The organism is Pseudomonas sp. Pseusp97 (assembly GCF_047304025.1).
GTDB lineage: Bacteria > Pseudomonadota > Gammaproteobacteria > Pseudomonadales > Pseudomonadaceae > Pseudomonas.
Map to the genome: position 1 here is coordinate 14,498 of NZ_JBGLYK010000019.1, position 17,329 is coordinate 31,826.

The following is a 17,329-nucleotide window of genomic DNA, read 5'->3' on the forward strand; positions in this document are numbered from 1 at the left end:
GTAGCTACGACGATCAGGCAGTAGCCTTGTCGTCTTTCTTGAGACTTGCCGGCGGCCAGTTGTCGAGGCGCATACCGAGGGACAGACCGCGAGAGGCCAGAACGTCCTTGATTTCGGTCAGGGACTTCTTGCCCAGGTTCGGCGTTTTGAGCAGCTCTACTTCGGTGCGCTGAATCAGGTCGCCGATGTAGTAGATGTTCTCTGCCTTCAGGCAGTTGGCCGAACGGACGGTCAGCTCAAGGTCATCGACCGGACGCAGCAGGATCGGATCGATCTCGTCTTCCTGCTCTTCAACGACGGGTTCGCTGTCGCCTTTGAGGTCCACGAACGCTGCCAGCTGCTGTTGCAGGATGGTAGCGGCGCGACGGATAGCCTCTTCAGGATCCAGGGTGCCGTTGGTTTCCAGATCAAGGACCAGCTTGTCCAGGTTGGTACGCTGTTCGACACGGGCATTCTCGACCACGTAGGCAACACGACGTACGGGGCTGAACGAGGCGTCGAGCTGAAGACGGCCAATGCTGCGGCTTTCGTCTTCATCGCTCGAACGGGCATCAGCCGGCTCGTAGCCACGGCCACGAGCGACTTTCAGCTTCATGTTCAGCGCGCCGTTATCGGCCAGGTGGGCGATAACATGGTCACCGTTGACGATCTCGACATCATGATCCAGCTGAATATCGGCAGCGGTCACCACACCCGAGCCCTTTTTCGCCAGGGTCAGCGTCACTTCGTCACGGCCGTGCAGCTTGATGGCCAGGCCTTTCAGGTTGAGCAGGATCTCGATGACATCTTCCTGCACACCTTCGATGGCGGAGTACTCGTGGAGTACGCCGTCGATCTCGGCCTCGACTACTGCACAGCCAGGCATGGAGGACAACAGGATGCGACGCAGCGCGTTGCCCAGGGTATGGCCGAAACCACGCTCGAGAGGCTCGAGAGTGATCTTGGCGCGGGTTTGGCTGACCACCTGCACATCGATGTGGCGGGGGGTCAGGAACTCATTTACCGAACTCTGCATGGATGCACCTATTTTCTAGCCCTTACTTGGAGTAGAGCTCGACAATCAGGTTTTCGTTGATGTCGGCGGACAGATCGGCACGAGCCGGGACACTTTTGAAGGTGCCAGCTTTCTTGTCGGTATCCACTTCGACCCACTCAACGCGACCGCGCTGGGCGCACAGGTCCAGAGCTTGGGCGATACGCAGCTGGTTCTTCGATTTCTCGCGAACAGCAACCACGTCACCAGCTTTGACCTGGTAGGACGGTACGTTTACGGTCTGACCGTTGACGCTGATGGTCTTGTGGGACACCAGCTGACGGGATTCGGAACGAGTGGAACCGAAGCCCATACGGTAGACGACGTTGTCCAGACGGCACTCAAGCAGCTGCAGCAGGTTTTCACCCGTGGAGCCCTTGCGGCGGGACGCTTCCTGATAGTAGCCACGGAATTGACGCTCGAGGACGCCGTAGATACGACGAACTTTTTGCTTCTCGCGCAGCTGCAGACCGTAGTCGGACAGGCGACCACGGCGCTGGCCGTGCTGACCGGGAACTTGTTCTGCCTTGCATTTCGAGTCGAGGGCACGAACGCCGCTCTTCAGGAAAAGATCAGTGCCTTCGCGGCGGGACAGTTTGCACTTGGGACCAATGTAACGAGCCATTTCTCACTGTCTCCTATTACACGCGACGCTTTTTCGGCGGACGGCAGCCGTTATGCGGGATCGGGGTTACGTCGGTGATGCTGGCGATCTTGTAACCGCAGGCATTCAGCGCACGAACAGCCGACTCGCGGCCCGGGCCCGGGCCTTTGACGTTGACGTCAAGGTTCTTCAGACCGTATTCCAGAGCAGCCTGGCCGGCACGCTCGGCCGCTACCTGGGCAGCGAACGGGGTGCTCTTACGCGAGCCGCGGAAGCCCGAACCACCGGAGGTAGCCCAGGACAGAGCGTTGCCCTGACGGTCGGTAATGGTAACGATGGTGTTGTTGAAGGACGCGTGGATGTGCGCGATCCCGTCAACCACCGTCTTTTTGACTTTCTTGCGAGGACGAGCAGCAGGTTTTGCCATGACTAGATTCCTAAGCGATTACTTGCGGATCGGCTTACGCGGGCCCTTACGGGTGCGCGCGTTGGTCTTGGTACGCTGACCGCGAACCGGCAGACCACGACGATGACGCAGACCGCGATAGCAACCGAGGTCCATCAGACGCTTGATGTTCATGTTGATTTCGCGGCGCAGGTCACCTTCGGTGGTCAGCTTGGCCACCTCGGTACGCAGCGAATCAATCTGCTCTTCGCTCAGCTCTTTGATCTTTACAGCCGGGCTGATGCCGGTGGCTGCACAGATGCTCTGTGCGGTAGTGCGACCAACACCATAGATGTAGGTCAGCGAGATAACAGTGTGCTTGTTATCCGGAATGTTTACGCCTGCAATACGGGCCATTCAGAAAAACTCCAATTGACAGCTACCCGGCGCCCAGGGAGCCAAGAAAGGGCGCGGATATTAGCGCTGTAAAAACAAATAATCAACCCGGCAGCACACTAGCTGCCGGGTTATAACGCGTGGTTCACACTCAGCCTTGGCGCTGCTTGTGACGCGGCTCCGCGCTGCAGATCACACGAACGACGCCTTCGCGACGGACGATCTTGCAGTTGCGGCACAGCTTCTTAACCGATGCACGAACTTTCATCAGTGACTCCTCGAACCTTACGGGTCAGCGCAGCAGGCCGCTGCCATAGCCCTTCAGGTTGGCTTTCTTCATGAGGGATTCGTACTGGTGAGAAACGAGGTGCGATTGTACTTGAGCCATAAAGTCCATCACAACCACGACCACGATCAGCAACGAGGTCCCGCCAAGGTAGAACGGTACGTGGGCAGCTACGACCAGGAACTGGGGCAGCAGGCACACAGCCGTCATGTACAGGGCACCGAACATGGTCAAACGGGTCAGCACGCCATCGATATAGCGAGCAGACTGTTCACCCGGACGAATACCCGGAATAAATGCACCGGACTTCTTGAGGTTTTCCGCCACGTCCTTCGGGTTGAACATCAGCGCTGTGTAGAAGAAGCAGAAGAAAACGATCCCTGCACTAAACAGCAGAATGTTCAGCGGCTGACCAGGAGCGATCGCTTGCGCGACGTCCTGCAGCCAACCCAGGCCTTCCGACTGACCGAACCAGGCACCCAGGGATGCCGGGAACAGCAGAATGCTGCTGGCGAAGATCGCGGGAATCACACCCGCCATGTTCACTTTCAGCGGCAGATGGCTGGTCTGGGCGGCAAACACCTTGCGACCTTGCTGGCGCTTGGCGTAATGCACAGCGATACGACGCTGACCACGCTCGATGAACACCACGAACGCAATGATGGCCACGGCCAGAAGGCCGATGGCGATCAGGGCGAAGATGTTGATGTCACCTTGACGCGCGGACTCGAAGGACTGGCCGATTGCTCGGGGCAGGCCTGCGACGATACCGGAGAAGATCAACATGGAGATGCCGTTGCCGACACCCCGCTCGGTGATCTGCTCACCCAGCCACATCATGAACAGGGCACCCGCCACGAAGGTGGTGACCGACACGAAGTAGAAGCCGAAGTCGTTGGAGAAGGCCACGCCCTGGCTACCCAGACCAATGGACATGCCAATGGCCTGGACGAGTGCCAGGACGAGAGTTGCGTAGCGGGTGTACTGGCTGATCTTGCGACGCCCAGACTCACCCTCTTTCTTCAACTGCTCCAGCTGCGGGCTGATAGCGGTCATGAGCTGCATGATGATCGACGCCGAGATGTACGGCATGATCCCCAATGCAAAAATACTCATGCGCTCCAGCGCGCCGCCGGAAAACATGTTGAAGAGGCTAAGAATGGTCCCCTCGTTCTGCCGGAACAGTGCCGCCAAGCGATCAGGGTTGATGCCGGGGACTGGGATATGCGCGCCGATCCGATAGACGATGATCGCCAGGAACAGGAAACGCAGACGTGCCCAGAGCTCGGACAAACCACCACCGTTGCTCAGCGCAGAGAGAGCACCTTGCTTAGCCATTTAGTCCTCGATTTTGCCGCCAGCTGCTTCGATAGCCGCACGAGCGCCCTTGGTGGCGCCGATGCCCTTCAGGGTGACTGCGCGTGTAACGTCGCCCGACAGCATGACTTTCACACGCTGTACGTTCTGGTTAATCACGTTGGCATCCTTGAGGGACTGCACGGTTACGACATCACCTTCGACCTTGGCCAGTTCGGAAGTACGCACTTCTGCGCGATCCATGGCTTTGAGCGAGTTGAAGCCGAACTTCGGCAGACGACGGTGCAGCGGCTGCTGACCACCCTCGAAGCCCGGAGCGATGGAGCCACCGGAGCGGGAGGTTTGACCTTTGTGACCACGGCCACCAGTCTTGCCCAGACCGCTACCGATGCCACGGCCCGGACGGTGCTTTTCGCGACGGGCACCCGGCGCGGAACGCAGATCGTTCAGTTGCATGGATTAACCCTCCACACGCAGCAGGTAGTAGGCCTTGTTGATCATGCCGCGGTTTTCAGGAGTGTCCTGAACTTCGACGGTATGATTGATGCGACGCAGGCCGAGGCCTTTGACGCAAGCCTTGTGATTGGCCAGACGGCCGTTCAGGCTCTTGATCAGGGTAACTTTGACAGTTGCCATGGTTAGAGAATCTCCTCGACGCTCTTGCCACGCTTGGCCGCTACCGACTCAGGGGACTGCATGTTCTTCAGGCCCTTGAAGGTTGCGTAGACCACGTTCACCGGGTTGGTGGAGCCGTAGCACTTCGCCAGAACGTTCTGCACACCGGCCACTTCCAGGACAGCACGCATGGCGCCGCCGGCGATGATGCCGGTACCTTCGGAAGCCGGCTGCATGTACACCTTGGAGGCGCCATGGGCGGACTTGGTCGGGTACTGCAGGGTGGTGCCGTTCAGATCAACCTGGATCATGTTACGGCGAGCAGCTTCCATTGCCTTCTGGATAGCGGCCGGCACTTCACGCGCCTTGCCACGACCGAAGCCAACACGGCCCTTGCCATCGCCAACCACGGTCAGCGCGGTGAAGGCGAAGATACGGCCACCTTTTACGGTTTTGGCGACGCGGTTCACTTGAACCAGCTTCTCGATGTAGCCTTCGTCGCGCTTTTGATCGTTGTTTGCCATAACTTAGAACTCCAGACCGCCTTCACGAGCGGCATCAGCCAGGGCCTTGATACGACCGTGGTACTTGAAGCCAGAACGGTCGAACGCCACCTGAGTGACGCCGGCAGCCTTGGCGCGTTCCGCGACCAGTTGACCAACTTTCTTGGCTGCGTCGACGTTGCCGGTGGCAGCTTCGCGCAGTTCCTTGTCCAGGGTCGAGGCGCTGGCCAGGACCTTGCCACCATCGGCTGCAATGACCTGGGCGTAGATGTGCTGGGAAGAGCGATACACGCAGAGGCGTACGGCTTCCAGTTCGCGCATCTTCAGGCGAGCCTTGCGAGCGCGGCGCAGACGGGTTTCTTTCTTGACGCTCATTTGCTATGCCCTACTTCTTCTTGGCTTCTTTACGAAGGACGACTTCGTCGGCGTAACGCACGCCCTTGCCTTTGTACGGCTCCGGCGGACGGAAGTCGCGGATTTCCGCGGCGACCTGGCCCACCAGCTGCTTGTCGATACCCTTGATCAGGATGTCGGTCTGGCTGGGGGTTTCCGCAACGATGCCGGCAGGCAGTTCGTAATCAACCGGGTGGGAGAAGCCGAGAGCCAGGGACAGCACTTGGCCTTTGGCCTGCGCCTTGTAACCAACACCAACCAGCTGGAGCTTGCGCTCGAAGCCCTGGCTGACGCCGATTACCATGTTGTTGACCAGAGCGCGGGTGGTACCGGCCATGGCACGGGTCTGCTGGTCGCCGTTACGCGCAGCGAAACGCAGCTCACCGTTGTCCTGAATGACTTCGACGGACGGATGTACTTTCAGCTCGAGAGCGCCCTTGGCACCCTTGATCGAAAGTTCCTGACCAGCCAGCTTGATTTCAACGCCAGCGGGCAGAATGACGGGGTTCTTAGCAACGCGAGACATGCTGATTCCCCTTAGAACACAGTGCAGAGCACTTCGCCACCAACGCCAGCGGCACGGGCAGCACGATCAGTCATCACACCTTTGTTGGTGGAGACGATCGAAACACCCAGGCCGCCGCGAACTTTCGGCAGCTGGTCTACGGATTTGTACTGGCGCAGGCCAGGACGGCTGATTCGCTTCACTTCCTCGATGACAGGCTTGCCTTCGAAGTACTTCAGCTCGATCGACAGCAGAGGCTTGGCCTCGGCGGTGACTTGGAAATCCGCAATGTAACCTTCGTCCTTGAGGACTTTGGCGACTGCCGCTTTCAGCTTGGAAGACGGCATGCTCACGACGGTCTTCTCAGCCATCTGGGCATTACGGATGCGAGTTAGCATGTCTGCTAACGGGTCCTGCATACTCATGGGCTTAATGCTCCTGATACAAAAGATAAGCCTTCAACTTCATAACTCGCCCACAGAACGCCGGACGAACTAAAACCCGGACTCGGGGGAGCCGGGTATTCTAGAGATCGCTCAAAAACGAATCAAGCCCCACGAGGGGGCTTGCTTCGCAAAGCGATCAACGGAGCCGTTGCCGACCCCGTCTAGCACTTACCAGCTGGCTTTCACCAGGCCCGGTACGTCACCACGCATTGCCGCTTCACGCAGCTTGTTACGGCTCAGGCCGAACTTGCGGTAGTAACCGTGCGGACGACCGGTCAGGCGGCAACGGTTACGCAGGCGGCTGGCGCTGGCGTCACGCGGTTGCTTCTGCAGGGCGACCTGGGCATTCCAGCGATCTTCAGCCGAAGTGCTCGGATTAGCGATGATCGCTTTCAGCTCGGCACGCTTCTTGGCGTACTTGGCTACCGTTTGCTGACGCTTCAGCTCACGGTTCTTCATGCTCTCTTTAGCCATGGTCCTACTCCAATCAGTTGCGGAACGGGAATTTGAAGGCGCGCAGCAGGGCACGACCTTCATCATCCGAACGCGCGGTGGTGGTCAGAGTGATATCCATACCGCGGAGGGCATCGATCTTGTCGTAATCGATTTCCGGGAAGATGATCTGCTCTTTGACGCCCATGCTGTAGTTGCCACGGCCGTCGAAGGACTTGGCATTCAGACCGCGGAAGTCACGAACGCGCGGCAGGGAGATCGACAGCAGACGGTCCAGGAACTCGTACATGCGATCGCCACGCAGGGTGACTTTCACGCCGATCGGCCAGCCTTCACGAATCTTGAAGCCAGCGATGGACTTACGAGCGTAAGTCACAACCGGCTTCTGACCCGCGATCTTTTCCAGATCAGCTACGGCGCTCTCGATGACTTTCTTGTCACCGACAGCTTCGCCAAGACCCATGTTCAGGGTGATTTTGGTAACGCGCGGAACTTCCATCACGTTCGCCAGCTGAAGCTCTTGCTTCAGCTTGGGAGCGATTTCCTTCCGATAAATTTCTTTCAATCGTGCCATGGTGATCTACCTAGCTCCCTCAAGCCTGAACCGGTTTCTGGGTCGACTTGAAGACACGAATCTTCTTGCCGTCTTCGACTTTGAAACCAACGCGGTCAGCCTTGTTGGTTTCAGCGTTGAAGATGGCGACGTTGGAGACGTGCAGAGGCGCCTCCTTCTCGACGATCCCGCCTTGCTGGTTGAGCATGGGGTTGGGCTTGGTGTGGCGCTTGACCAGGTTAACACCGCCAACGACCAGACGGTCGTCAGCCAGAACCTTGATCACTTTGCCACGCTTGCCCTTGTCCTTGCCGGCAATGACGATGACTTCGTCGTCACGACGAATTTTTTGCATGACGGCTACTCCTTACAGCACTTCAGGGGCAAGGGAGACGATCTTCATGAACTTCTCGGTACGAAGTTCACGAGTCACCGGCCCGAAGATACGGGTGCCGATCGGCTCCTGCTTGTTGTTCAGCAGGACGGCGGCGTTGCCGTCGAAGCGAATGATGGAACCGTCGGTACGACGTACGCCGTGCTTGGTGCGAACGACCACGGCAGTCATGACCTGGCCCTTCTTCACCTTGCCACGCGGAATTGCTTCCTTGACGGTGACCTTGATGATGTCGCCAATGCCGGCGTACCGGCGGTGGGAACCGCCGAGTACCTTGATGCACATTACGCGACGCGCGCCGCTGTTATCAGCGACTTCGAGCATGGATTGAGTCTGAATCATCTTCTATCTCCGACCCTTAGACTTCAACCGCGCGCTCGACGATATCAACCAGGGTCCAGGCCTTGGTCTTGGCCAGCGGACGGGTCTCGCGAATGGTGACCAGGTCACCAATGCGGCACTGATTGGTTTCGTCGTGTGCGTGCAGTTTGGTCGAACGCTTCACGTATTTGCCGTAGATCGGGTGCTTGACGCGGCGCTCGATCAGTACGGTGACGGTCTTGTCCATCTTGTCGCTGACGACGCGGCCAGTCAGCGTACGGACGGTTTTCTGAGCTTCAGCCATGATTACTTACCTGCTTGCTGGTTGAGCACAGTTTTCACGCGAGCGATGTCGCGCTTAACCTGCGAGAGCAGGTGAGACTGCCCCAACTGGCCAGTTGCTTTCTGCATGCGCAGATTGAACTGGTCGCGCAGCAGGCCGAGCAGTTGCTCGTTCAGCTGCTCAACGGATTTTTCACGAAGTTCATTCGCTTTCATCACATCACCGTCCGCTTAACAAAGGAGGTGGCGAGCGGCAGCTTTGCAGCAGCCAGGGCGAATGCCTCACGCGCCAGCTCTTCGGATACACCCTCGATCTCGTACAGGACCTTGCCCGGTTGAATCTGGGCTACCCAGTACTCGACGCCGCCCTTACCTTTACCCATACGTACTTCCAGGGGCTTCTTGGTAACAGGCTTGTCGGGGAATACACGGATCCAGATCTTGCCGCCACGTTTTACGTGACGGGTCAGCGCACGACGCGCGGACTCGATCTGACGTGCGGTGAGACGGCCACGGCTGGTTGCCTTGAGGGCGAACTCGCCGAAGCTGACTTTAGAACCGCGATGAGCCAGGCCACGGTTGTGACCGGTCATTTGCTTGCGGAACTTCGTACGCTTGGGTTGCAGCATTTGCGTACTCCTTACTTAGCAGCTTTTTTACGAGGAGCGGGCGCTACCGGCTTCAGCTCTTCCTGGCGGCCACCGATGACCTCGCCTTTGAAGATCCAAACCTTCACACCGATCACACCGTAGGTGGTGTGCGCTTCGTAGGTTGCATAGTCGATGTCGGCACGCAGGGTGTGCAGGGGCACACGACCTTCGCGATACCACTCGGTACGAGCGATTTCAGCGCCGCCCAGACGACCGCTTACCTGGATCTTGATGCCTTTGGCACCAATGCGCATGGCGTTCTGTACAGCGCGCTTCATGGCGCGACGGAACATGACGCGACGCTCCAGCTGCTGAGCTACGCTTTGCGCAACCAGCATACCGTCGAGTTCCGGCTTGCGGATCTCTTCGATGTTGATGTGCACCGGCACACCCATTTGCTTGGTCAGGTCCTGACGCAGCTTCTCAACATCTTCACCTTTCTTGCCGATCACGATGCCGGGACGAGCGGTGTGGATGGTGATACGTGCAGTCTGAGCCGGGCGATGGATATCGATACGGCTTACGGACGCGCTTTTTAGTTTGTCTTGGAGATACTCACGTACCTTCAGGTCGGCGAACAGATAATCGGCGTAAGTGCGCTTATCTGCGTACCAAACGGAGGTGTGCTCCTTGACGATACCCAGGCGGATGCCATTGGGATGTACTTTCTGACCCATCTGATCGACTCCGTTACTTGTCCGCAACCTTGACAGTGATATGGCAAGACCGCTTGACGATGCGATCAGCACGGCCTTTGGCACGCGGCATGATGCGCTTGAGCGAACGACCTTCGTTGACGAAGACGGTGGAGACTTTGAGATCGTCTACATCGGCGCCTTCGTTGTGCTCGGCGTTGGCAACGGCCGACTCCAGCACTTTCTTCATGATCTCGGCGGCTTTCTTGTTGCTGAAAGCCAGGAGGTTGAGCGCGTCGCCCACCTTCTTCCCGCGGATCTGGTCGGCGACCAAGCGGGCTTTCTGGGCGGAGATACGAGCGCCCGAGAGCTTAGCGGCTACTTCCATCTTCCTTACCCCTTAACGCTTGGCTTTCTTGTCCGCAGCGTGCCCACGATAAGTGCGGGTAGCAGCGAACTCGCCGAGTTTGTGACCGACCATGTCTTCGTTGACCAGAACGGGCACGTGTTGACGGCCGTTGTGGACAGCGATGGTCAGACCAACCATGTGCGGCATGATCATAGAACGGCGCGACCAGGTCTTGATCGGCTTGCGGTCGTTCTTTTCTACCGCCACTTCGATCTTCTTCAGCAGGTGAAGATCGATAAAAGGACCTTTTTTCAGAGAACGTGGCACTGTCGTATCCCTCTATTTACTTGCGGCGACGGACGATCATGTTGTCGGTACGCTTGTTCGCGCGAGTCTTCTTACCCTTGGTCTGAAGACCCCACGGCGATACCGGATGACGACCAGCAGAGGTACGACCTTCACCACCACCATGCGGGTGGTCGACCGGGTTCATGGCAACACCACGAACGGTCGGGCGAACGCCACGCCAGCGCTTGGCACCGGCCTTACCCAGCGAACGCAGGCTGTGCTCGGAGTTCGAGACTTCGCCCAGGGTCGCACGGCAGTCAGCCAGGACTTTGCGCATTTCGCCGGAGCGCAGACGCACGGTGACGTAGGCACCTTCACGGGCAACCAGCTGAGCCGAGGCGCCAGCGGAGCGAGCGATCTGAGCGCCCTTGCCGGGCTTCAGTTCGATACCGTGGATGGTGCTACCAACCGGGATGTTGCGCAGCGGCATGTTGTTGCCGGCCTTGATCGGAGCGCCGATACCGGAGATCAGTTGATCGCCAGCCACCACGCCTTTGGGGGCGATGATGTAACGACGCTCGCCGTCCGCGTATTTCAGCAGAGCGATGTGAGCAGTACGGTTCGGATCGTATTCGACGCGTTCAACGATGGCAGGGATGCCATCCTTGTTGCGACGGAAGTCGACCAGACGATAGTGCTGCTTGTGGCCACCACCGATATGACGGGTGGTGATACGACCGTTGTTGTTACGGCCGCCCGACTTGGACTTCTTCTCGAGCAGGGGAGCGAACGGAGCACCTTTGTGCAGGTCCTGGTTCACTACCTTGACGACGAAACGACGACCAGCGGAAGTCGGTTTGCATTTAACGATTGCCATGATGCACCCCTTTACTCAGCGCCAGCTGCGAAATCGAGATCCTGGCCCGGCTGGAGAGCGATGTACGCTTTTTTCCAGTCGTTACGCTTGCCCAGGCCGCGAACGGTACGCTTGGTCTTGCCCTGAACGTTCAGGGTGGTGACGCGACGTACTTTCACGCCGAACAGGCTTTCTACGGCCTTCTTGATTTCCAGCTTGGTTGCATCAGTGGCAACCTTGAAAACGAATTGGCTGTTGCCGTCCGCCAGGCCAGTGGCCTTCTCGGAGATATGCGGGCCCAGCAGCACTTTGAATACGCGTTCCTGGTTCATGCCAGCAGCTCCTCGAACTTCTTCACGGCGGACACGGTGACGAGCACCTTGTCGTAGGCGATGAGGCTGACCGGATCGGAAGCCTGGACGTCACGTACATCGACGTGGGCCAGGTTGCGAGCTGCCAGGTACAGGTTCTCATCGACGCCTTCGGTGACGATCAGTACATCTTTCAGGCCCAGGCCTTCCAGCTTGCTGACCAGACCCTTGGTCTTCGGTGCGTCGACAGCGAAGTCGGCAACGACAACCAGACGATCCAGACGAACCAGCTCGGAGAGGATGGAGCGCAGAGCTGCGCGGTACATCTTCTTGTTGAGCTTCTGGGAGTGATCCTGGGGCTTGGCTGCGAAGGTCGCGCCGCCGCCACGCCAGATGGGGCTGCGGATGGTGCCAGCACGAGCACGACCAGTGCCCTTCTGACGCCACGGCTTCTTGCCACCACCGGAGACTTCGGAACGAGTTTTCTGAGCCTTGGTGCCCTGACGACCGCCAGCCATGTAGGCGACGACTGCCTGGTGAACCAGGGTCTCGTTGAATTCGCTACCAAAGGTACGCTCGGAAACCTCGATCGCCTGAGCGCCATTTACATTCAGTTGCATCTCAGCTTCCTCTCTTAACCGCGAGCCTTGGCTGCCGGACGCACCAGCACATCACCACCGGTAGCGCCGGGAACGGCACCTTTTACCAGCAGCAGATTGCGCTCTGCATCGACACGCACGACCTCAAGGGATTGAACGGTTACGCGCTCAGCACCCATGTGGCCCGACATTTTTTTGCCCTTGAACACTCGACCAGGAGTCTGGCACTGGCCGATGGAACCCGGGACGCGGTGGGAAACGGAGTTACCGTGGGTGTTATCTTGACCACGGAAGTTCCAGCGCTTGATGGTACCGGCGAAGCCTTTACCCTTGGACTCGCCGGTAACGTCTACCAGCTGGCCTGCCTGGAACAGGTCGACAGAGATGGAATCGCCTGCCTTGAACTCCTCTTCGCCCAGACGGAATTCCCACACGCCGCGACCGGCGGCGACATTCGCCTTGGCAAAGTGACCGGCTTGCGCCTTGGTCACGCGAGAAGCACGGCGCTCGCCAGCAGTTACCTGCACGGCGCGATAGCCATCGCTTTCTTCGTTTTTGAACTGGGTGACGCGATTCGGCTCGACTTCAATGACCGTAACCGGAATAGAGACACCATCTTCGGTGAAGATGCGGGTCATGCCGCACTTACGACCGACAACACCAATTGTCATCTTTAGAACCTCTTTAGTGTACGGGGCTTTCACCCGCTATGGCCGCCCATTTCAGAGCGTTACACGACCAATGCCGAAGGCATTAGCCGAGGCTGATCTGTACTTCGACGCCAGCAGCAAGGTCGAGCTTCATCAGCGCGTCGACGGTTTTGTCGGTCGGCTGAACGATGTCGAGAACACGCTTGTGGGTACGAATTTCGTACTGGTCACGAGCGTCCTTGTTGACGTGCGGGGAAATCAGCACGGTGTAACGTTCCTTGCGGGTCGGCAGAGGAATCGGACCACGCACCTGAGCGCCAGTACGTTTCGCGGTTTCCACGATTTCCTGGGTAGATTGGTCGATCAGGCGATGGTCAAAAGCCTTCAACCGAATACGGATTTGTTGATTTTGCATTTGACCTCAGACTCCAAGTTGCCATTCCCAACGGACGGACTCCGCCCGTTAAAAGGAGGCGCAATTGTACGGATGCGCCTGGGGGGTGTCAATATTTAACCAACTCAACGAAAAAGGGACCCCGAAGGGTCCCTTTTCCTGGAGCGGATCAGCGATTACTCGATGATCTTGGCAACCACGCCGGCGCCAACGGTACGACCGCCTTCGCGGATCGCGAAGCGCAGGCCATCTTCCATGGCGATCGGAGCGATCAGGGTGACAACCATTTTCACGTTGTCGCCCGGCATTACCATCTCAACGCCTTCCGGCAGTTCGCAGTTGCCGGTCACGTCGGTGGTACGGAAGTAGAACTGCGGACGGTAGCCCTTGAAGAACGGGGTGTGACGACCACCTTCTTCCTTGGACAGCACGTACACTTCGCACTCGAACTTGGTGTGCGGCTTGATGGTGCCCGGCTTGGCCAGAACCTGGCCACGCTCTACGTCTTCACGCTTGGTGCCACGCAGCAGGACGCCGACGTTCTCACCAGCACGACCTTCGTCGAGCAGCTTGCGGAACATTTCAACGCCGGTGCAGGTAGTCTTGGTGGTCGCCTTGATGCCGACGATTTCCACTTCTTCCTGGATCTTGACGATGCCACGCTCAACACGGCCGGTTACCACGGTGCCGCGACCGGAGATCGAGAATACGTCTTCGATCGGCATCAGGAACGGCTTGTCGATGGCGCGCTCGGGCTCAGGGATATACGAGTCCAGGGTTTCTACCAGCTTGCGCACGGCGGAAACGCCCATCTCGTTGTCGTCCTGGCCGTTCAGGGCCATCAGAGCGGAACCGATCACGATCGGAGTGTCGTCGCCCGGGAAGTCGTAGGTGTTCAGCAGATCGCGAACTTCCATTTCGACCAGTTCCAGCAGCTCGGCGTCGTCAACCATGTCGGCCTTGTTCAGGAACACGACGATGTAAGGAACGCCTACCTGGCGGGACAGCAGGATGTGCTCGCGGGTCTGCGGCATGGGGCCGTCAGCAGCCGAGCAAACCAGGATCGCGCCGTCCATCTGGGCAGCACCGGTGATCATGTTCTTCACGTAGTCGGCGTGGCCCGGGCAGTCTACGTGAGCGTAGTGGCGTACCGGCGAGTCGTATTCAACGTGCGAGGTGTTGATGGTGATACCACGAGCCTTCTCTTCCGGCGCGTTGTCGATCTGGTCGAAAGCGCGAGCGGAGCCGCCCCAGGTCTCAGAGCAGACCTTGGTCAGAGCAGCGGTCAGAGTGGTTTTGCCGTGGTCAACGTGACCGATGGTGCCGACGTTGACGTGCGGTTTGTTACGTTCAAATTTTTCTTTAGCCACGAGAGTAACCTCTTACTAAAAGAGCTGAATCAAGCTTGTTTTTTGGCCAGAGCTTCGACGACGTTCGCCGGAGCTTCAGCATACTTGGAGAATTCCATGGAGTAGCTAGCGCGACCCTGGGACATGGAACGCACGTCGGTTGCATAACCGAACATCTCGCCCAGCGGAACCTCGGCACGGATAACCTTACCGGAAACCGAGTCTTCCATCCCCTGAATCAGACCACGACGACGGTTCAGGTCACCCATCACGTCACCCATGTAATCCTCAGGAGTCACCACTTCCACCTTCATGATCGGCTCGAGCACCTTGCCGCCGCCCTTCTGGGCCAGCTGCTTGGTCGCCATGGAAGCAGCGATCTTGAACGCCATCTCGTTGGAGTCGACGTCGTGGTAGGAACCATCGAAGACGGTAGCCTTCAGGCCGATCAGCGGATAGCCGGCAACAACGCCGTTCTTCATCTGCTCTTCGATGCCCTTCTGGATGGCCGGGATGTATTCCTTCGGAACCACACCGCCCACGACTTCGTTGGTGAAGACCAGGCCTTCAGTGATGTTGCCCTTGTCGTCCACGTCCGGAGTCGAGAAGCGAATCCAGCAGTGACCGAACTGACCACGACCACCGGACTGACGAACGAACTTGCCTTCGATCTCGATGTTGTCCTTCGAGATGGTTTCGCGGTACGAAACCTGCGGCTTGCCGATGTTCGCCTCAACGCCGAATTCACGCTTCATGCGGTCGACGAGGATGTCCAGGTGCAGCTCACCCATACCGGAGATGATGGTCTGGCCGGTTTCTTCGTCGGTCTTCACGCGGAACGACGGGTCTTCCTGAGCCAGCTTGCCGAGGGCAATGCCCATCTTCTCCTGGTCAGCCTTGGTCTTCGGCTCAACAGCTACCGAGATCACAGGCTCCGGGAAGTCCATACGCTCGAGGATGATCGGCTTCTCGATGTCGCACAGGGTGTCACCGGTGGTGACGTCCTTCATGCCGATCAGAGCAGCGATGTCGCCAGCGCGTACTTCTTTGATCTCGTCACGCTGGTTGGCGTGCATCTGCACCATACGACCAACGCGCTCTTTCTTGCCTTTCACGGAGTTGACAACGGAGTTGCCGGACTCCAGAACGCCCGAGTAGACGCGAACGAAGGTCAGAGTACCTACGAACGGGTCGGTGGCGATCTTGAATGCCAGAGCCGAGAACGGAGCATTGTCGTCAGCCGGACGCTCGTCTTTCGGAGCATCGTCGCCGTCGTCAATGTGATCCGGGTGGATACCCTGGATCGCCGGAATCTCGGTCGGAGCAGGCAGGAAGTCGATCACGGCGTCGAGAACCAGGGGCACGCCCTTGTTCTTGAACGAGGAGCCGCAGACAGCCGGTACGATTTCGCAGGCGATAGTACGCAGACGCAGGCCAGCCTTGATCTCTTCGATCGACAGCTCACCCTCTTCCAGGTACTTGTTCATCAGCTCTTCGTTGGCTTCGGCAGCAGCCTCGACCATGTTGTTGCGCCACTCGGTGGCCAGCTCGACCATATCGGCAGGAATTTCTTCCTCGCGATAGGAAGTGCCCTTGTCGTCTTCGTTCCAGTAGATGGCCTTCATCTTCAGCAGGTCGACCTGACCCTGGAAGTCATCTTCTGCACCGATGGCCAGCTGAACCGGAACCGGGGTATGACCCAGGCGGTTCTTGATCTGACCGACGACGCGCAGGAAGTTGGCGCCGGCGCGGTCCATCTTGTTCACGTAAACGATACGCGGAACGCCGTACTTGTTGGCTTGACGCCATACGGTTTCGGACTGCGGCTCAACGCCGGAGGTGCCGCAGAACACAACGACAGCGCCGTCCAGTACGCGCAGGGAGCGCTCAACTTCAATGGTGAAGTCTACGTGGCCGGGGGTGTCGATGACGTTTACGCGGTACTTGTCGTACTGGCCGCGCGAACCTTCCCAGAAGGTGGTGATCGCAGCGGAGGTGATGGTAATACCACGCTCCTGCTCCTGCACCATCCAGTCGGTAGTGGCAGCGCCGTCGTGCACCTCACCCATCTTGTGGCTGAGACCTGTATAGAACAGGATCCGCTCGGTGGTGGTGGTCTTGCCCGCGTCAACGTGGGCACAGATACCAATGTTCCGGTAGCGGTTGATTGCTGTGTTACGAGCCATAGAGCCCTCGCAGAAGTGTTGTTGCCGTAATTAGAAGCGGTAGTGCGAGAACGCTTTGTTGGCCTCGGCCATACGGTGCACGTCTTCACGCTTCTTGACGGCAGCGCCTTTGCCTTCAGCGGCATCCAGCAGCTCGCCAGCCAGGCGCAGAGCCATGGACTTCTCGCCACGCTTGCGGGCGAAGTCCACCAGCCAGCGCATGGCCAGTGCATTACGACGGGACGGACGTACTTCGACCGGAACCTGGTAGGTAGCACCGCCAACACGGCGGGACTTCACTTCGACCAGCGGAGCGATGGCGTCGAGTGCTTTTTCGAAGAGTTCCAGGGGGTCGCCTTTACCGCGCTCTTTGACCTTGTCCAGAGCACCGTAAACGATACGCTCGGCAACGGCTTTCTTGCCGCTTTCCATCACGTGGTTCATGAACTTCGCCAGAATCTGGCTTCCGTATTTAGGATCGGCCAGGATCTCACGTTTGGCCGCTACACGACGTCTTGGCATTGATAAGCCCTCAAACGGTCTTCAGGTTAGCCCGGGACGATGCCCGACCTTACTCTTATCGACTCAGAAAATAGG

At 58.4% G+C, this 17,329-nt stretch carries 30 protein-coding genes; all 30 read right to left on the reverse strand.

Annotation, left to right across the window (positions count from 1 at the left end; all coding sequences use genetic code 11):
• Positions 1-13 precede the first annotated feature (13 nt).
• A complete protein-coding gene (locus tag ACCC94_RS06170; protein ID WP_009617182.1) occupies positions 14-1,015 on the reverse strand; it encodes a DNA-directed RNA polymerase subunit alpha in 1,002 nt (333 codons plus the stop codon).
• A gap of 22 nt (positions 1,016-1,037) precedes the next feature.
• Complete coding sequence (gene rpsD, locus ACCC94_RS06175) at positions 1,038-1,658, reverse strand: 30S ribosomal protein S4 (RefSeq protein WP_017521893.1); 621 nt, start codon at positions 1,656-1,658, stop codon at positions 1,038-1,040.
• Positions 1,659-1,674: 16 nt separating this feature from the next.
• Positions 1,675-2,064, reverse strand: a complete 390-nt coding sequence (gene rpsK, locus ACCC94_RS06180) for a 30S ribosomal protein S11 (protein WP_003093689.1) — start codon at positions 2,062-2,064, stop codon at positions 1,675-1,677.
• Between the two features lie 18 nt (positions 2,065-2,082).
• Positions 2,083-2,439 (reverse strand): 30S ribosomal protein S13, encoded by a 357-nt coding sequence (rpsM, locus tag ACCC94_RS06185; protein ID WP_024767079.1) that lies wholly within the window; start codon positions 2,437-2,439, stop codon positions 2,083-2,085.
• Between the two features lie 130 nt (positions 2,440-2,569).
• On the reverse strand, positions 2,570-2,686 hold the full coding sequence (gene rpmJ, locus ACCC94_RS06190) for a 50S ribosomal protein L36 (protein WP_014854209.1): 117 nt from the start codon (positions 2,684-2,686) through the stop codon (positions 2,570-2,572).
• 24 nt (positions 2,687-2,710) lie between these two features.
• Entirely contained in the window at positions 2,711-4,042 is a 1,332-nt protein-coding gene (gene secY, locus ACCC94_RS06195; RefSeq protein ID WP_024767080.1) for a preprotein translocase subunit SecY, read from the reverse strand.
• Positions 4,043-4,477, reverse strand: a complete 435-nt coding sequence (gene rplO / locus ACCC94_RS06200) for a 50S ribosomal protein L15 (protein WP_045215310.1) — start codon at positions 4,475-4,477, stop codon at positions 4,043-4,045.
• Between the two features lie 3 nt (positions 4,478-4,480).
• Positions 4,481-4,657 carry a 50S ribosomal protein L30 gene (gene rpmD, locus ACCC94_RS06205; RefSeq protein ID WP_009617174.1) on the reverse strand — a complete coding sequence of 59 codons (177 nt, stop codon included), beginning with the start codon at positions 4,655-4,657 and terminating at the stop codon, positions 4,481-4,483.
• 2 nt (positions 4,658-4,659) lie between these two features.
• On the reverse strand, positions 4,660-5,160 hold the full coding sequence (rpsE, locus tag ACCC94_RS06210; RefSeq protein WP_009617173.1) for a 30S ribosomal protein S5: 501 nt from the start codon (positions 5,158-5,160) through the stop codon (positions 4,660-4,662).
• A 3-nt stretch (positions 5,161-5,163) separates the two neighbouring features.
• Positions 5,164-5,514: a 50S ribosomal protein L18 gene (gene rplR / locus ACCC94_RS06215; RefSeq protein WP_017521897.1), complete on the reverse strand. Its 351-nt coding sequence runs from the start codon at positions 5,512-5,514 to the stop codon at positions 5,164-5,166.
• A 10-nt stretch (positions 5,515-5,524) separates the two neighbouring features.
• Positions 5,525-6,058 carry a 50S ribosomal protein L6 gene (rplF, locus tag ACCC94_RS06220; RefSeq protein WP_015475332.1) on the reverse strand — a complete coding sequence of 178 codons (534 nt, stop codon included), beginning with the start codon at positions 6,056-6,058 and terminating at the stop codon, positions 5,525-5,527.
• Between the two features lie 11 nt (positions 6,059-6,069).
• Positions 6,070-6,462 carry a 30S ribosomal protein S8 gene (gene rpsH / locus ACCC94_RS06225; RefSeq protein ID WP_015475331.1) on the reverse strand — a complete coding sequence of 131 codons (393 nt, stop codon included), beginning with the start codon at positions 6,460-6,462 and terminating at the stop codon, positions 6,070-6,072.
• Between the two features lie 189 nt (positions 6,463-6,651).
• A complete protein-coding gene (rpsN, locus tag ACCC94_RS06230; RefSeq protein WP_045215313.1) occupies positions 6,652-6,957 on the reverse strand; it encodes a 30S ribosomal protein S14 in 306 nt (101 codons plus the stop codon).
• A gap of 13 nt (positions 6,958-6,970) precedes the next feature.
• Complete coding sequence (gene rplE / locus ACCC94_RS06235) at positions 6,971-7,510, reverse strand: 50S ribosomal protein L5 (RefSeq protein ID WP_017521899.1); 540 nt, start codon at positions 7,508-7,510, stop codon at positions 6,971-6,973.
• 19 nt (positions 7,511-7,529) lie between these two features.
• The gene (rplX, locus tag ACCC94_RS06240; RefSeq protein WP_045215317.1) at positions 7,530-7,844 is read right to left on the reverse strand and encodes a 50S ribosomal protein L24; all 315 of its coding nucleotides are present in this window, start codon (positions 7,842-7,844) and stop codon (positions 7,530-7,532) included.
• Between the two features lie 12 nt (positions 7,845-7,856).
• The gene (gene rplN, locus ACCC94_RS06245) at positions 7,857-8,225 is read right to left on the reverse strand and encodes a 50S ribosomal protein L14 (RefSeq protein ID WP_017521901.1); all 369 of its coding nucleotides are present in this window, start codon (positions 8,223-8,225) and stop codon (positions 7,857-7,859) included.
• Between the two features lie 16 nt (positions 8,226-8,241).
• On the reverse strand, positions 8,242-8,508 hold the full coding sequence (gene rpsQ, locus ACCC94_RS06250) for a 30S ribosomal protein S17 (protein ID WP_009617165.1): 267 nt from the start codon (positions 8,506-8,508) through the stop codon (positions 8,242-8,244).
• Between the two features lie 2 nt (positions 8,509-8,510).
• On the reverse strand, positions 8,511-8,702 hold the full coding sequence (gene rpmC, locus ACCC94_RS06255; RefSeq protein WP_003093720.1) for a 50S ribosomal protein L29: 192 nt from the start codon (positions 8,700-8,702) through the stop codon (positions 8,511-8,513).
• On the reverse strand, positions 8,702-9,115 hold the full coding sequence (rplP, locus tag ACCC94_RS06260) for a 50S ribosomal protein L16 (protein WP_009617163.1): 414 nt from the start codon (positions 9,113-9,115) through the stop codon (positions 8,702-8,704). Before rplP ends, rpmC begins: the two co-directional genes overlap by 1 nt.
• Positions 9,116-9,126: 11 nt before the next feature.
• A complete protein-coding gene (rpsC, locus tag ACCC94_RS06265) occupies positions 9,127-9,813 on the reverse strand; it encodes a 30S ribosomal protein S3 (RefSeq protein WP_015475326.1) in 687 nt (228 codons plus the stop codon).
• A gap of 13 nt (positions 9,814-9,826) precedes the next feature.
• Positions 9,827-10,159: a 50S ribosomal protein L22 gene (gene rplV / locus ACCC94_RS06270; protein ID WP_015475325.1), complete on the reverse strand. Its 333-nt coding sequence runs from the start codon at positions 10,157-10,159 to the stop codon at positions 9,827-9,829.
• Positions 10,160-10,171: 12 nt separating this feature from the next.
• Positions 10,172-10,447 carry a 30S ribosomal protein S19 gene (rpsS, locus tag ACCC94_RS06275; protein WP_017521902.1) on the reverse strand — a complete coding sequence of 92 codons (276 nt, stop codon included), beginning with the start codon at positions 10,445-10,447 and terminating at the stop codon, positions 10,172-10,174.
• Positions 10,448-10,463: 16 nt separating this feature from the next.
• The gene (gene rplB, locus ACCC94_RS06280; RefSeq protein ID WP_024767388.1) at positions 10,464-11,285 is read right to left on the reverse strand and encodes a 50S ribosomal protein L2; all 822 of its coding nucleotides are present in this window, start codon (positions 11,283-11,285) and stop codon (positions 10,464-10,466) included.
• 11 nt (positions 11,286-11,296) lie between these two features.
• On the reverse strand, positions 11,297-11,596 hold the full coding sequence (gene rplW, locus ACCC94_RS06285; protein ID WP_015475322.1) for a 50S ribosomal protein L23: 300 nt from the start codon (positions 11,594-11,596) through the stop codon (positions 11,297-11,299).
• Positions 11,593-12,195: a 50S ribosomal protein L4 gene (rplD, locus tag ACCC94_RS06290; protein ID WP_017521904.1), complete on the reverse strand. Its 603-nt coding sequence runs from the start codon at positions 12,193-12,195 to the stop codon at positions 11,593-11,595. The genes rplW and rplD overlap by 4 nt, the downstream gene beginning before the upstream one ends.
• Positions 12,196-12,209: 14 nt before the next feature.
• A complete protein-coding gene (rplC, locus tag ACCC94_RS06295; RefSeq protein ID WP_024767389.1) occupies positions 12,210-12,845 on the reverse strand; it encodes a 50S ribosomal protein L3 in 636 nt (211 codons plus the stop codon).
• An 82-nt stretch (positions 12,846-12,927) separates the two neighbouring features.
• Positions 12,928-13,239, reverse strand: a complete 312-nt coding sequence (gene rpsJ / locus ACCC94_RS06300; RefSeq protein ID WP_003243886.1) for a 30S ribosomal protein S10 — start codon at positions 13,237-13,239, stop codon at positions 12,928-12,930.
• Positions 13,240-13,394: 155 nt separating this feature from the next.
• Complete coding sequence (tuf, locus tag ACCC94_RS06305) at positions 13,395-14,588, reverse strand: elongation factor Tu (RefSeq protein ID WP_054910987.1); 1,194 nt, start codon at positions 14,586-14,588, stop codon at positions 13,395-13,397.
• A 29-nt stretch (positions 14,589-14,617) separates the two neighbouring features.
• Positions 14,618-16,753, reverse strand: coding sequence for an elongation factor G (gene fusA, locus ACCC94_RS06310; protein WP_413348496.1), 2,136 nt, complete (start codon positions 16,751-16,753; stop codon positions 14,618-14,620).
• A 30-nt stretch (positions 16,754-16,783) separates the two neighbouring features.
• Positions 16,784-17,254, reverse strand: a complete 471-nt coding sequence (gene rpsG / locus ACCC94_RS06315; protein WP_138526794.1) for a 30S ribosomal protein S7 — start codon at positions 17,252-17,254, stop codon at positions 16,784-16,786.
• Positions 17,255-17,329: the final 75 nt, after the last annotated feature.